A 16,049-nucleotide genomic window follows, 5' to 3' on the forward strand; every position below is an offset into this window, starting at 1 on the left:
GCCCAACCCGTCCCGTCCGCACCCTCCGCGAACGACTTGCACCGACCATCCGCGGCAAGACCACGCTGACGACTGAAATCGATGAACGTCTCCGGTGTCGCCATGATCGCCACACCACCGGCGAGCGCCATGTCGCACTCACCCTGCCGCAACGCCTGAATCGCCCAGTGCAACGCCACCAACGACGACGAGCACGCCGTGTCCACCGTCACCGCCGGACCCTCAAGCCCGAAGGTGTAGGCGATGCGTCCGGAGGCGATGCTGCCCGCGTTGCCGGTGCCGAGGTAGCCCTCGACTCCCTCGGGTAGTTCGTCGGCACCGCCGGCGCCGTCGCCCATGCCTATTCCGGTGACGTAGTCGTGGTACATGACGCCGGCGAAGACACCGGTGCGGCTGCCACGCATCGAGGTCGGGTCGATACCCGCCCGCTCGAACGCCTCCCACGAGGTCTCCAACAGCAACCGCTGCTGCGGATCCATCGCAAGAGCCTCACGCGGCGAAATACCGAAGAACGCCGGATCGAACTCCGCCGCATCATGCAGGAACCCGCCCTCACGCGTGTACGACGTACCCGCATGATCCGGATCCGGGTGATACAGCCCTTCCACGTTCCAACCACGATCCGTCGGGAACCCGGTAATACCGTCCCCACCCGACGACACCAACTGCCACAGATCCTCCGGCGTCCGCACCCCACCCGGGAAACGGCACCCCATACCCACGATCACGATCGGATCGTCGGCGACGCCCACGGAGTTCCGTACTGGTGTCCGCAGGCCGTGCTCACCTCGCGGACCGGAAGCATCGGTCACAGCGAGTTCGTCCAGCAGGTGGCGGGCCAGAGCGTGCGGCGTCGGGTAGTCGAAGATCAGCGTCGGCGGGAGCCGCAGACCGGTCTCCGCCTTCAGAACGTTGCGCAGCTCCACAGCCGTCAGCGAGTCGAAGCCCAGGTCCCGGAAGGCACGCTCGGCGTCGACCGCCTCGGCACCCCCATGACCCAGAACGGCCGCCACACGACCGCACACCAGCTCCAGCAACACACCCTCGTGCTCCGCCACCGGCAGCCCGAGCAGACGCGACACCAGCACGGACGAACCCGGATCCGCCGCACCACCACCACGCCGCTCCACCATCCGCCGCGCCGGAACCCGCACCAGCGCACGCAACAACGCCGGCACCGAACCCGCCGACACCGCCTGCGCCCGCAACACCGCCACATCCAGATGCATCGGCACCAACACCGCCGCACCCATCACCATCGCGACGTCGAAGAGCGCAAGCCCCTCGTCTGCCGCGAGGGCGGCGACGCCGTCCCGTGCGATGCGGCGCAGGTCGACCTCGTCGAGGGTCGATGCCATGCCGCTGTCACTGCCCGCTTGCGGGGCCCACAGGCCCCAGGCCAGCGCAGTTGCCGGCAGACCCGCTGCCCGACGCTGCTCGGCCAGGGCCTCCAGGAAGGCGTTCGCCGCCGCGTAGTTGGCCTGACCGGCCGCACCGAACGCGGCAGCCGCACCCGAGAACAGGACGAAGGCCGAGAGGTCGAGTTCGCGGGTGAGTTCGTGGAGGTTCCACGCTGCGTCGACCTTCGGGCGCAGCACGGTGGTCACGCGTTCGGGGGTGAGCGAGGAGAGTACGCCGTCGTCCAGGACTCCTGCGGTGTGCACCACGGCCGTCAGCGGGTGCTCGGCCGGTACGAGGTCCAACAGGGCGGCGAGCGCGTCACGGTCGGCGATGTCACAGGCCACAAGATCCACCTGGGCACCCAACCCTGCGAGCTCCGCCACCAGCTCGTCGGCACCCTCGGCGTCGGGACCCCGACGGCTGGTGAGCAGCAGACGCCGCACCCCGTACGCGGTCACGAGATGACGGGCGAACAACCGACCCAGGCTGCCCGTGGCACCGGTGACGAGCACCGTGCCGGATCCGGCTCCGAACCCGGACGGCATCTCGGTGATGCCGTCGGAATCGTTGCCCGAGACGCTGTCCGAGGACGGTACGCGCACCAGGCGCGGCACGCTGACGGCGCCGCCCCGGACCGCGAGTTCCGGTTCGCCGGTGGCCAGCGCGGCGGGTACGGCCGCCGCCGACGCACCCTGGGGGTCCAGGTCCAGCATGACGAGCTGGCCGGGGTTTTCCGACTGTGCCGAACGCAGCAGGCCGCGCACCGCACCGGCCGCCAGGTCCCGCACACCCTCACCGGCACCGACGGCCACCGCACCCGACGTCAACCACACCAGCCGCGTCCCCGCGAACCGATCGTCCGCCAACCAACCCCGCACCGTCTCCAGAGCCGCGTGCACCGCCGCGTGCACAGAACCGACCGTGTCGGCGGGGTCCGAGAAGACATCCGGCAGTACGAAGACGGCGTCGGGGGCCGGAGCCCCGGCGTCCAGGGCCGCGCCCAGGGCGGCGGCATCGGCGTATTCGGTGACCTGCGCATCCGTGGTTCCCAGACCGACCCGGTCGTCGCCGAGCACGGCCCACCGGAGGCCCACGGCCTCGGCTGCGGCGGCGGGCGCGGGCACCCATTCGACGCGGAAGAGGGAGTCCACGTGGCTGCCCGCGGCGGCGTTGACCTGCTCGGCCGAAGCCGGCCGCAGCGTCAGCGACTCCACCGCCGCCACCGCCCGACCCGACTCGTCCGCGACCAACAACGCCAGCGTGTGCGGATCATCCGCGGACACCGGCGTCAACCGCATCCGCAACGCCGAAGCACCCGCTGCGAACAGCGACACCCCGGCCCACGAGAACGGCAACAAGGCACCCTCGGCGGCCGTGGCGGGGTCGCCGTGGCCGATGGCGTGCAGACCGGCATCGAGCAGGGCCGGGTGCAGACCGAACCGCGCCGCGTCACGACGCCCGTCCTCCGGCAGCACCACCTCGGTGAACAGCTCACCACCACGCCGCCAGGCCGCCTTCAAACCCTGGAACAGCGGCCCGTAGGTGACACCGCTCTCGGCGAGTTCCTCGTACAGTCCGCTCACGTCGACGGCGACGGCATCGACGGGCGGCCATACCGCCGGCGCGTCGAAGCCGGCTGCCGCCTCCGACCGGGCACCAACGGCCAGCACGCCGGACCCGTGGCGCGTCCACAGGTCTTCCGTGGCCCCGTCCTGGCGTCGGGAGTAGACGGCGAAGGGGCGTCCGCCTCCTGCGACCGGTGCCTCGACCACGAGCTGGAGCTGTACGCCGCCGCGCTCGGGCAGGACGAGCGGGGCTTCCAGCGTCAGTTCCTCGACCACGTCGCATCCGACCTGGTCACCGGCGCGAACGGCCAGCTCGACGAAGGCCGTGCCCGGCAGCAGCACACCACCGTGGATCGTGTGGTCGGCGAGCCAGGGGTGGGTGTCGAGGGACAGGCGGCCCGCCAGGATCGCGCCTTCGGAGTCGGCGAGCGCGACGGTCGCACCCAGCAGCGGGTGCTCGGCGTCGCCGAGACCGATCGCCTCGGGGTCCCCGCCCACGAACGCCGCCGCGTGGGGCCAGTACCGCCGGCGCTGGAAGGCGTACGTCGGCAGGTCGACCCGGCGGGCACCGCTACCGGCGAAGAACGCGGCCCAGTCGACGGCCACACCGTGAACGTGAGCCTGGGCGACAGCGTCGACGAGGCTCTCGACCTCGGAGCGGCCCTTGCGCAGCACGGGCAGAACGAGGGGGGAAGCATCCTCCTCCGTCACGCACTCCTGCGCCAGTGCCGACAGCACGCCGTCCGGTCCCAGCTCGACGTATGCCGTCGCACCTGCGGCTTCCAGGGCGCGCATGCCGTCGAGGAAGCGGACGGCTTCGCGGACGTGCCGGACCCAGAACTCCGCCGTACCCATCTCCCCTTCGGTGACCAGGGCACCGGTCAGGTTGGAGACGATCGGAGTGTGCGGGGCGCCGAAGGACAGCCCCTCCACGACCCGGCGGAAGTCGTCGAGCATGGCATCCATGTGCGGCGAGTGGAACGCGTGGCTCACCGTGAGCCGCTTGGTCTTCCGGTCCGGGAGGGCCGCCACGACCACGGCCGCCGCGTCCTCGTCACCGGCGATCACGACCGACTGCGGACCGTTCACCGCCGCGATGCTCACCCGGTCCGTCAGCAGCGGAAGGACTTCATCCTCCGACGCCTGCACGGCGATCATCACGCCACCCGCCGGCAGCGCCTGCATCAGGCGACCACGCGCCGCCACCAGTGTGCACGCGTCCTCCAGGGAGAACACGCCCGCCACATGCGCGGCAGCGATCTCGCCAATGGAGTGCCCGGACAGGAAGTCCGGCTTCACACCCCACGACTCGACGAGCCGGAACAACGCCACCTCGACCGCGAACAACGCCGGCTGCGTGAACGCGGTCCGATCCAGCAACTCCACGTCCGACCCGAACAGCACCTCCTTCAGCGGCAGTTCCAGCCGGTCATCCATGTGGGCGCAGACCGCGTCCAGGACGTCCGCGAACTCCGGGAAGGCGTCGTACAGTTCACGTCCCATCCCGAGGCGCTGGCTGCCCTGGCCGGTGAACAGGAAGGCGGTGCGCCCGCCGTCACGGGCCGTGGCCGTGGCCGTGGTGAGTCGGGCCGAGGTCTCGCCGTCGGCGAGGTCCTTCAGGGCGGTCCGCAGGTCCGTGTCCTCACCGATGGTCAGGAGGGTGGCGGCGCGGTGGTCGAGGTGGGCGCGGCTGGTGGCCAGCGAGTAGGCCACGTCGAGGGCGACCGTGGCGGCCGCTCCCTCGATGCGTGCGGCGGCGTCCAGGTGTGCGGTGAGGGCCGCCGCCTGGGCCCGCAGGGCTTCCTTCGTCTTCCCGGACAGGAGGTAGGGAACGATGCGTGCCGGTCGTGCGGCGGGCAGCGCGGGGCTGTTCGTGGACGGCTCGGATTCCGGCGCCTGCTCGATGATGGTGTGGGCGTTGGTGCCGCTGATGCCGAACGAGGAGACGCCGGCCCGGCGCGGGCGGCCCGTCTCGGGCCACTGCACGGACTCGGTCAGCAGCTCGACGTCGCCGGTCGTCCAGTCGACGTGCGGGGTGGGCGCGTCGACGTGGAGGGTCCGGGGCAGGACACCGTGCCGCATCGCCATGACCATCTTGATGACGCCGGCGACACCGGCGGCGGCCTGCGTGTGCCCGATGTTCGACTTCACCGACCCCAGCAGCAACGGCCGCCCCTCGGCACGCTCCTGCCCGTACGTGGCAAGGAGCGCCTGCGCCTCGATCGGGTCCCCGAGCTTCGTACCCGTACCGTGCGCCTCCACCGCGTCAACGTCCGCCGCCGACAGACCCGCACTGGCCAACGCCTGCCGGATCACCCGCTGCTGCGACGGCCCGTTCGGGGCGGTCAGACCGTTGCTCGCACCGTCCTGGTTGATCGCCGAACCACGGACCACCGCGAGGACGGGGTGTCCGTTGCGGCGGGCGTCCGACAGCCGCTCCACGAGCAGCATGCCGATGCCTTCACCCCAACCGGTACCGTCCGCACCCGCCGCGAACGCCTTGATCCGACCATCCGCCGCAAGCCCACGCTGGCGACTGAAATCGATGAAGTTCTCGGGCGTCGACATGACCGTCACGCCACCGGCGAGGGCCAGGGTGCACTCCCCCTGTCGCAGCGCCTGGACGGCCCAGTGCAGGGCGACGAGGGAGGACGAGCAGGCGGTGTCGACGGTGACGGCGGGGCCTTCGAGCCCGAACACGTAGGAGACGCGACCGGACATGACGCTGCCGGCGTTGCCGGTGCCGACGTGGCCTTCCAGACCGTCCTGTTCGCGTGCGACCAGGGAGAGGTAGTCCTGGCCGTTGGTACCGATGAAGACGCCCGCCCGGCTGCCGCGCAGTGTCCCGGCGTCGATGCCGGCGCGCTCGAACGCCTCCCACGACGTTTCCAGCAGCAGGCGCTGCTGCGGGTCCATCGCCGTGGCCTCGCGCGGCGAGATCCCGAAGAAGTCGGCGTCGAAGTCCGTCGCGTCGGCAAGGAACCCGCCCTCACGCGTGTACGACGTACCCGCCCGGTCGGGGTCGGGGCTGTAGAGCCGCTCCAGGTTCCAACCGCGGTCGGCCGGGAAACCGGCCACCGCGTCCGTGCCCTGGGCGAGGAGCTGCCAGAGGTCTTCGGGGGTGCGCACGCCGCCGGGGAATCGGCAGCTCATCGCGACGATCGCGATCGGATCGCCGTCGACGGCCGAGGCGACGGGCAGCAGCGCGCCGGAGACGGGGACGCCACCCACGAGTTCGGCACGAAGGTGGTCGGCCAGGGCCGCGGACGTGGGGTAGTCGTAGATGAGCGTGGCGGGAAGCCGCAGTTCCGTCGCCGCTCCGAGGCGGTTTCGCAGCTCGATGGCCGTGAGCGAGTCGAACCCGAGTTCCTTGAAGGCGCGTTCAGCACCCACTGCTTCGGAGCCGTCGTGGCCGAGGACGGCGGCGACGTGCGTGCGGACCAGAGTGAGGAGCTCTCGCTCCTGCTCGGCGGGCGTGAGGACGGCGAGCCTGCCGGACAGGGTGCGCGGCAGGCCGGCGTGCATGTCGGCCCGTCCGTGGGCGTCGGTCCCCGCCTGCGCCGCCGCGCGGGTCGCGCGTACTTCAGGGAGGTCGCCGAACAGTTCGCTGCGGCGTACGGCGGTGTGCTGGGAGAGGTACCGGTCCCATGCGACGTCGGCCACCGTGACGGCGGCGTCCCGGGAACCGACGGCCTGCCCAAGAGCTCGGATCGCCCGATCGGCGTCCATGGGCGGTACGCCGTCCCGGCGCATCCGGGCCTCAAGGGCCTCGTCGGCGGCCATGCCGCCGTCGGCCCACGGACCCCACGCGATCGACGTCGCCACCAGACCGGAAGCGCGACGCTGCTCTGCCAGAGCATCCAGGTACGCGTTGGCAGCGGCGTAATTGCCCTGCCCGGCAGCACCGACGGTCCCGCTCATCGAGGAGAACAGAACGAACGCCGACAGCTCGATACCGAGCTCGACCGTCAACTCGTGCAGGTTGAACGCGGACGTGGCCTTGGCCCGCAGCACGCTCTCGAACCGCTCCGGCGTCAACGCATCCAGAACGCCATCGTCCAGAATCCCGGCGGTGTGGATCACCGCGGTCAGCGTCTCCGCCTCGGCGGCCAGGACCGCACGCAACGCGTCCCGGTCGGCGGCATCACACGCCACCACCGAAACCTCCACACCCAACCCCGACAACTCCGCCACCAACTCGGCCGCACCGGGCGCATCCGCGCCCCGCCGGCTCGTCAGCACCAGACGTGCCGCACCCGCACCGGCCAACCACCGAGCGACCCGGCCACCCAGAGCACCCGTACCACCGGTCACCAAAACCGTCCCGGACGGAACCCAGGAGGGGTCGCCCTGAACGGCGGCAGCACGGACCAGGCGACGCCCGAACACACCGGAGGAACGAACGGCGAGCTGGTCCTCACCGGTGGCGCCACCGGCCAACGCGCCGGCCAGGCGGGCCATGGCCCGCTCGTCCCACACCTCGGGAAGATCGACCAGACCACCCCAACGCTCAGGGACCTCCAGCGCCGCAACCCGACCCAGACCCCACACCTGCGCCTGAACCGGCGAAACAAGCCGATCCGAACGACCCACACTCACCGCACCACGGGTCACGCACCACAACGGCGCCCCCACCCCGGAATCACCCAACGCCTGCACCAGAACAGCCGTGTCCATCACACCCGCCGCCCCGTCCAGGGCCAGCAGCGACACCACACCCGTGACGGGTCCGGGGGCCACGTCGGACAGCCGCTGGGCCAGCGCTGCCCGATCCGAGCCGGCTTCGACCAGTACCCGGTGGACCTCGGTTCCCCGGCCGGTCAGGGCGTCCGCGACGGCCGTGGTCGAGGATTCGTCCTCGGTCGCGGCGGAAGCGACGACGAGCCACTGCCCCCCGGGCGCCGCCGAGGTGAGCGCCGGAGCCGTGAGGGGCTTCCACGACGCCCGGTACCGCCAGCCGTCGACCTGTGCCTGTTCCAGACCCTGTCGACGCCAGGCCGACAGAGCAGGGACGAAGTCGCTGAAGCTGGCGTCGTCGGCGACCTCCAGTTCGGACAGGAGAGAGGCGAGGTCGCCGCGTTCCACGGCCTCCCAGAACCTTGCGTCCACTCCGTCGACCGCCGGGCCGGGTGCGGGTGCGCCGCTCGGCGCGGTCGTCTCGGGCCAGAATCGCTGTCGCTGGAACGCGTACGTCGGCAGCTCGCCCCGTACGGCGCCCGTACCGCCGAAGAAGGCGGCCCAGTCCACCTCCATGCCCCGGACGTGTGCCTCGGCCACGGCCGTGACCACGGACTCCGACTCCGCTCGACCCGCGCGCAGGACCGGTACGAACGCTGCGTCGGCGTCGCCGGTCAGGCAGTCCTGGGCCAGTGCGGACAGCACTCCGTCGGGGCCGATCTCGACGTACGTCGAGACGCCCGCCGCCTCCAGGGCCCGCACACCATCGGCGAAGCGAACGGCTTCCCGCACGTGCCGGACCCAGAATTCGGCCGAGTTCATCTCGTCGGTGACGAGAGCGCCGGTGAGGTTCGATACCAGCGGGATCCGCGGGGCCTCGTACGTCAGCCCTGCGGCCACCTGGCGGAAGTCGTCGAGCATGCCGTCCATGTGCGGCGAGTGGAACGCGTGGCTCACCGTGAGCCGCTTGCTCTTGCGCTCACCGAGAGACTCCACCACCGCGACAGCGGCATCCTCGTCACCGGCGATCACCACCGACTGCGGACCGTTGACCGCAGCGATGCTCACCCGATCCGTCAGCAGCGGCAGAACCTCCGCCTCCGACGCCTGCACCGCGATCATCACCCCGCCCGCCGGCAGCGCCTGCATCAACCGGCCACGCGCCGCTACCAGCGCGCACGCGTCGTCCAACGACAGCACACCCGCCACATGCGCGGCGGCGATCTCACCGATCGAATGCCCGGACACGAAGTCCGGCCGCACACCCCACGATTCGAGGAGCCGGAACAACGCCACCTCGACCGCGAACAACGCCGGCTGGGTGTACTCGGTGCGGTCCAGGGGTTCTGCTTCGGACCCGAACAGCACGTCCTTCAACGGCACGTCGAGGCGCGAGTCGAAGCGGGCGCACACCGCGTCCAGCGCGTCGGCGAACACGGGCTGGACGTCGTACAGTTCGCGCCCCATCCCCAGCCGCTGACTCCCCTGGCCGGTGAAGAGGAAGGCTCGCGAGCCACCCGACACCGTGCCCTGGACGAGGCCCTGCGCGGGCTCGCCCGCAGCGAGCCGGCGAAGGCCGGCCGTCAGCGTTTCGCGGTCGGCGGGGGCCGAGACCAGGACGGCCCGGGTGTCGAACTTCGTCCGCTCGACGGCGAGGGAGTACGCGGTGTCCAGGGCGACGGCCTGCGGGTTGCCGGCCAGCCACGACGCGAGCCGGCCGGCCTGGGCGCGCAGGACGTCGGGGTTCTTACCGGTGATGATGTACGGAAGGGCCGGAGTGGTGCCACCGGCGTGCTGTTCGGCGGCAGTGGGCTCGGCCGGGACCGGGGCTTCTTCGATGATGGTGTGGGCGTTGGTGCCGCTCAGGCCGAACGAGGAGACGCCTGCCCGGCGCGGGCGGCCGGTTGCCGGCCACTCCCGATCCTGGGTGAGGATCTCGACGTCGCCGGTCGTCCAGTCGACGTGCGGGGTGGGCGCGTCGACGTGCAGGGTCCGGGGCAGGACACCGTGGCGCATCGCCATGACCATCTTGATGACGCCGGCGACACCGGCGGCGGCCTGCGTGTGCCCGATGTTCGACTTGATCGAACCCAGCAGCAACGGCCGCCCCTCGGCACGCTCCTGCCCGTACGTGGCAAGGAGCGCCTGCGCCTCGATCGGGTCCCCGAGCTTCGTACCCGTACCGTGCGCCTCCACCGCGTCCACGTCCGCCGCCGACAGACCCGCACTGGCCAACGCCTGCCGGATCACCCGCTGCTGCGACGGGCCGTTCGGCGCGGTCAGACCGTTGCTCGCACCGTCCTGGTTGATCGCCGAACCACGGACCACCGCGAGGACGGGGTGTCCGTTGCGGCGGGCGTCCGACAGCCGCTCCACGAGCAGCATGCCGACGCCTTCACCCCAACCGGTACCGTCCGCACCCGCCGCGAACGCCTTGATCCGACCATCCGCCGCAAGCCCACGCTGACGACTGAAATCGATGAAGGCATCGGGGGTGGACATCACGGTGACGCCACCGGCGAGCGCCATGGAGCACTCGCCCTGACGCAGGGCCTGAACCGCCAGGTGCAGGGCGACGAGGGAGGACGAGCAGGCGGTGTCGACCGTGATGGCCGGTCCTTCCAGCCCGAACACGTAGGAGAGGCGACCGGAGACGACGCTTGCGGCGTTGCCCGTGCCGACGTGGCCCTCAAGCCCGTCGGCCTCGCCCGCGACCAGGGAGAGGTAGTCCTGGCCGTTGGTGCCGACGAAGACGCCCGCCCGGCTGCCCTTGAGCACAGCGGGGTCGATGCCGGCGCGCTCGAAGGCCTCCCACGACGTTTCCAGCAGCAGGCGCTGCTGCGGGTCCATCGCCGTGGCCTCGCGCGGCGAGATCCCGAAGAAGTCGGCGTCGAAGTCCGCGACGTCGTAAAGGAATCCGCCCTCGCGGGTGTACGAGGTGCCCTGCGTGCTCGGGTCGGCGTCGTAGAGCGCGTCGAGGTCCCAGCCGCGGTCGGCGGGGAATTCGGCGACGGCGTCCGTGCCGTGGGCGAGCAGTCGCCAGAGGTCTTCGGGGGTACGTACACCGCCGGGGAATCGGCAGCTCATCGCGACGATCGCGATCGGATCACCGTCTGTCGGGGTGGCCGTCGGCAGTGCGGAGTCCGCGACGGGCGCTCCGCTGCCGCCCCCGAGTTCGCCCCGCAGGTACTCGGCGAGTGTCGACGAGGTCGGGTAGTCGTAGACGAGGGTGGTGGGAAGCTTCAGGCCGGTGGCCGCGCCCAGGCGGTTGCGCAGGTCCACGGCGGTCAGGGAGTCGAACCCGAGCTCCTTGAAGGCGCGTTCGGCGCCGACGGCGTCCGCGCCCTCGTGCCCGAGCACGGCGGCGACCTGTGAACGGACCAGGGCGAGGAGCTCCCGGTCCTGCTCGGCTCGGGGCAGCTCGCCGAGCTTCGCGAACGCGGCTCCTGCGACGTCGGCGCCCGTGACGACGGTGCCGTGGCCAGTGATCGCGGCTTCGCCCGTGGCCTTGGCGGTGAGGAGGTCGAGAACAAGCGGGTTGGGTCGTACGGCGGCCACGGCGACCGCGAAGCGGTCCCAGTCGATGTCGGCGACGGTCAGGGTGCTCTCACCGGCGCCCACGGCCTGTGCCAGAGCTGCTATCGCGGCGTCCGGCGCCATGGGCGGTACGCCCTCGCGTCGCATCCGGGCGTCCATCGCCTCGTCGGCGGCCATACCGCCGTCGGCCCAGGGACCCCAGGCCAGGGACGTCGCCACCAGACCGGAAGCACGACGCTGCTCGGCCAAAGCATCCAGGTACGCGTTCGCAGCGGCGTAATTGCCCTGTCCGGCAGCACCGACGGTCCCGCTCATCGAGGAGAACAGAACGAACGCCGACAGCTCGATACCGAGCTCGACCGTCAACTCGTGCAGGTTGAACGCGGACGTGGCCTTGGCCCGCAGTACGCTCTCGAACCGCTCCGGCGTCAACGCGTCCAGAACGCCATCGTCCAGAATCCCCGCCGTGTGGATCACCGCGGTCAGCGTCTCCGCCTCCGCCGCGAGGAGGGCACGCAGCGCGTCCCGGTCGGCGGCATCACACGCCACCACCGAAACCTCCACACCCAACCCCGACAACTCCGCCACCAACTCACCGGCGCCAGGAGCATCCGCACCCCGCCGACTCGTCAGCACCAGGCGCTCCGCACCCGCGTCGGCCAACCACCGGGCAACCCGACCACCCAGAGCACCCGTACCACCGGTCACCAAAACCGTCCCGGAAGGAACCCAGGAGGATTCGCCCTGAACGGCGGCAGCCCGGACCAGACGACGCCCGAACACACCGGAGGAACGAACCGCGACCTGGTCCTCACCGGTGGCGCCACCGGCCAGGACACCCACCAGCCGGCCCATGGCCCGCTCGTCCCACACCTCGGGAAGATCAACCAGACCACCCCAACGCTCGGGCGCCTCCAGGGCCGCGACCCGACCCAGACCCCACACCTGCGCCTGAACCGGCGACACGAGTCGATCCGAACGACCCACACTCACCGCACCCCGGGTCACGCACCACAACGGCGCCCCCACCCCGGCATCACCCAACGCCTGCACCAGAACAGCCGTGGCGACGACTCCGGCGGACTCGTCCAGCGCGAGCAGCGACACCACGCCGGCCACAGCCCCGACGTCCGACAGCAGATCGGCCAGGCCCTCCCGACCGGTGCCGGCCTCGACCACGACCCGACGCACCTCGGCGCCTCGCCCGACGAGCGCGTTCGCGACGGGCTCGTCGTCGACGGCACCGGCGGGTACCAGCAGCAGCCAGGTCCCGGACGGGTACCCACGGGTCCCGGCATCGACCAGCGGCTTCCAGGCGTCGCGGTACCGCCAGCCGTCCACCGTGGACCGGGTCCGTACGCGGCGGCGCCAGGCGGACAGGGCGGGGACGACGTCGCTCAGCGGTTGCTCGCCGTCCGCGTCGAGTTCGAGGGTGGCGGCGAGCGCGGCCACGTCCTGGAGTTCGACGGCGTCCCAGAACGCGCTGTCGGCCGGGTCGGTCCGGTGGGCGGGGGCCGTGGCAGGCCCGTCGGTGGGGGTGCGGGCGTCCATCCAGTAGCGCTGTCGCTGGAAGGCGTACGTCGGGAGTTCGACGGTGCGGGCGCCGCTGCCGGTGTAGAGCGCGGCCCAGTCGACGTCGGTGCCTCGTACGAAGATGCGGGCGACGGCGTCGAGCAGGGTGGCGGCTTCGTCGCGGCCGGAGCGCAGGGCTGCGGCGAAGGTCGGGGTGGTGGGCTGCTGCGGGTCGGTGGGCAGGCAGTCCTGGGCCAGGGTGGTGAGGACGGGGTCGGGGCCGAGTTCCAGGAAGGAGTCGGCGCCTCGTGTCCGGAGGGTGTGTACGCCGTCGAGGAAGCGGACGGATTCGCGGACGTGGCGGACCCAGTGTTCGGGGTCGGCCAGTTCGGTGGCGGTGGCCGTGGTTCCGGTGAGGAGGGAGACGACGGGGAGGGTGGGTGCGGCGTAGTCGATGACCTGGGCGATGCGGCGGAACTCGTCGAGCATGCCGTCCATGTGCGGCGAGTGGAACGCGTGGCTGACGGTGAGCCGCTTGCTCTTGCGCTCACCGAGGGACTCCACCACCGCGACAGCGGCGTCCTCGTCACCGGCGATGACGACCGACTGCGGACCGTTGACCGCCGCGATGCTCACCCGGTCGGTCAGCAGCGGCAGAACCTCCGCCTCCGACGCCTGAACGGCGATCATCACGCCACCGCCCGGGAGCGCCTGCATCAACCGGCCACGCGCCGCCACCAGCGCGCAGGCGTCCTCCAGGGAGAACACGCCCGCGACGTGCGCGGCGGCGATCTCGCCGATCGAGTGGCCTGCCACGAAGTCGGGCTTGACGCCCCAGGATGCGACGAGCCGGTACAACGCCACCTCGACCGCGAACAACGCCGGCTGGGTGTACCCGGTCTGGTGGAGGAGGGCGGCTTCGGGGGTGCCTTCCTCGGCGAACAGGACGTCGAGGAGGGGGTGTTCGAGTTGTTCATCGAGGTACCAGCAGGTGTCGTCGAGGGCGTCGGCGAACACCGGGTAGGTGTCGTACAGTTCGCGGCCCATGCCCGGGCGCTGGCTGCCCTGGCCGGTGAAGAGGACGGCGAGGCGTCCGGTGGCGGGGTCGCCGTGGACGACGGAGGGTGTGTCGGTCGCGTCGGCGAGGGCCCGCAGGCCGTGCGTGAGTGCGGTGCGGTCGTCGCCGAGGATCACGGCCCGACGGTCGAAGCGGCCGCGGGTGGCGGCGAGGGAGTGGCCGATGTCGAGGGGGTCGGTCTCGGGGCGGGTGTCGAGCCAGTCGCCGAGGCGTCCGGCGGCGGCGCGCAGGGCTTCGGTGGTCTTGGCGGACAGGATCCAGGGCAGCGGGCCTTCGACGGTGGGGGCGACCGGCTCGACGGCCGGGTCGGGCGCCGGGTGGTCGATCGGGTCGTGGGCCGTTGGCGTCCGGTCGTCGCGGTCCTCGGCCGGCGGTTCTTCGATGATGGCGTGCGCGTTGGTGCCGCTCATGCCGAAGGAGGAGACGCCGGCGCGGCGCGGGGTGTCGGTGGTGGGCCAGTCGACGGGTCGGGTCAGCAGGTTGACGGCTCCGGCCTCCCAGTCGACGTGCGGGGTCGGCTCGTCGATGTGGAGGGTGCGGGGCAGTACGCCGTGCCGCATCGCCATGACCATCTTGATGACGCCGGCGACGCCGGCGGCGGCCTGGGTGTGGCCGATGTTCGACTTGAGGGAGCCCAGCCACAGGGGTCGGTCCGCGGGGCGGTCCTGGCCGTAGGTGGCGAGGAGGGCTTGGGCTTCGATCGGGTCGCCGAGGGTCGTGCCGGTGCCGTGCGCTTCGACGGCGTCGACTTCCGCGGCCGACAGGCCGGCGTTGGCGAGGGCCTGTCGGATGACGCGCTGCTGTGCGGGGCCGCTGGGTGCGGTCAGGCCGTTGCTGGCGCCGTCCTGGTTGATGGCGGTGCCACGGACGACGGCCAGGACGCGGTGGCCGTTGGCGCGTGCGTCGGAGAGGCGTTCCACGAGGAGCATGCCGGCGCCTTCGCCCCATGCCGTTCCGTCGGCGGCGGCCGCGAAGGGCTTGCAGCGGCCGTCGGGGGCGAGGCCGCGCTGGCGGCTGAAGGAGACGAACGAGCCGGGGCTCGCCATGACGGCGACGCCGCCGGCGAGTGCGATCGAGCATTCGCCGGTGCGCAGGGCCTGGACGGCGAGGTGCAGGGCGGCGAGTGAGGAGGAGCAGGCGGTGTCGACGGTGACGGTGGGGCCTTCGAAGCCGAAGGTGTAGGCGATGCGGCCGGAGGCGACGCTCGCCGCGTTGCCGGTGAGGAGGTAGCCCTCGTATCCGTCGGCGGCGTCCTCCAGGCGGGGGCCGTATTCCTGGGTTTCGGCGCCGACGAAGACGCCGACCTGGCCGCCGCGGAGCTGGGCGGGGTCGACGCCCGCCCGGTCGAAGGCTTCCCAGGAGGTTTCCAGCAGCAGGCGTTGCTGCGGGTCCATGGCCGTGGCTTCGCGGGGGGATATTCCGAAGAATGCGGCGTCGAATTGGTCGGCGTCGTGGAGGAATCCGCCTTCGCGGGCATAGGTGGTGCCGGGGCTGTCGGGGTTCGGGTCGTAGAGGGAGTCGAGGTTCCAGCCGCGCCCGGTGGGGAATTCGGAAATGGCGTCGGTGCCGTCGGCGACGAGGTTCCAGAGCGCTTCGGGGGAATCGACGTCGCCGGGGAATCGGCAGCCGATGCCGACGATGGCGATGGGTTCGTCGCTGCTGATGGCCGCCGCGACGGGGGTTTCGGTGGGGGTGGTCAGGCCCAGGAGGAGGGTGTGGATCCGGCGGGCGAGGTGGGCGGGGGTGGGGTGGTCGAAGGCCAGGGTGACGGGCAGCCGGAGGCCGGTGCCGGCGACGAGGCGGGCGTGCAGGTCGACGGCGGCGAGGGAGTCGAAGCCGAGGTCCAGGAAGGAGCGGTGGGCGTCGAGCGTGGTGGGTGCGTTGTCGCGGAGCGAGGCGATCACCAGGGTCGAGACCCAGTCGAGGAGGGTGGTGTGCTGTTCGCCCTCGGTGAGGCCGGCGAGGTGTTCGCGCCACTGTTCGGGGCTGTCGCCGCTGCTGACGTCCTGGGTTCCGCCGGCCTGGGGGGCGCCGTCGATTTCGTCCGCGAAATCCTGGGATTCGTTCAACATCGCGCGCTCCATCACTCCGTGCAGAGAAACCTAAGACCGGTTATGACCCTGGCACGGGAGAGGTGCCGCAGAAACCCCTAACAGGCCCCTAGGGGCCCCTATGCGGTGGCGCTGCGGATTGCGCGATGAATATGTGTGTGCGACCGGATCATAATGCCCTCGGAGTGGGGGTGATGGCAAGAATTCCGGGGATGGTTTTCCGTGTCC

General features: G+C 71.4%; 1 protein-coding gene. It reads right to left on the reverse strand.

What is annotated here, in order from left to right; genetic code table 11:
* Positions 1-15,842 (reverse strand): type I polyketide synthase (locus ACZ58N_RS31705; protein ID WP_471166891.1); only part of this gene is annotated, 15,842 nt, incomplete at its 3' end.
* Between the last annotated feature and the right edge of the window lie 207 nt (positions 15,843-16,049).

The sequence above is a fragment of the Streptomyces sp. NPDC040432 genome (genome assembly GCF_055595445.1).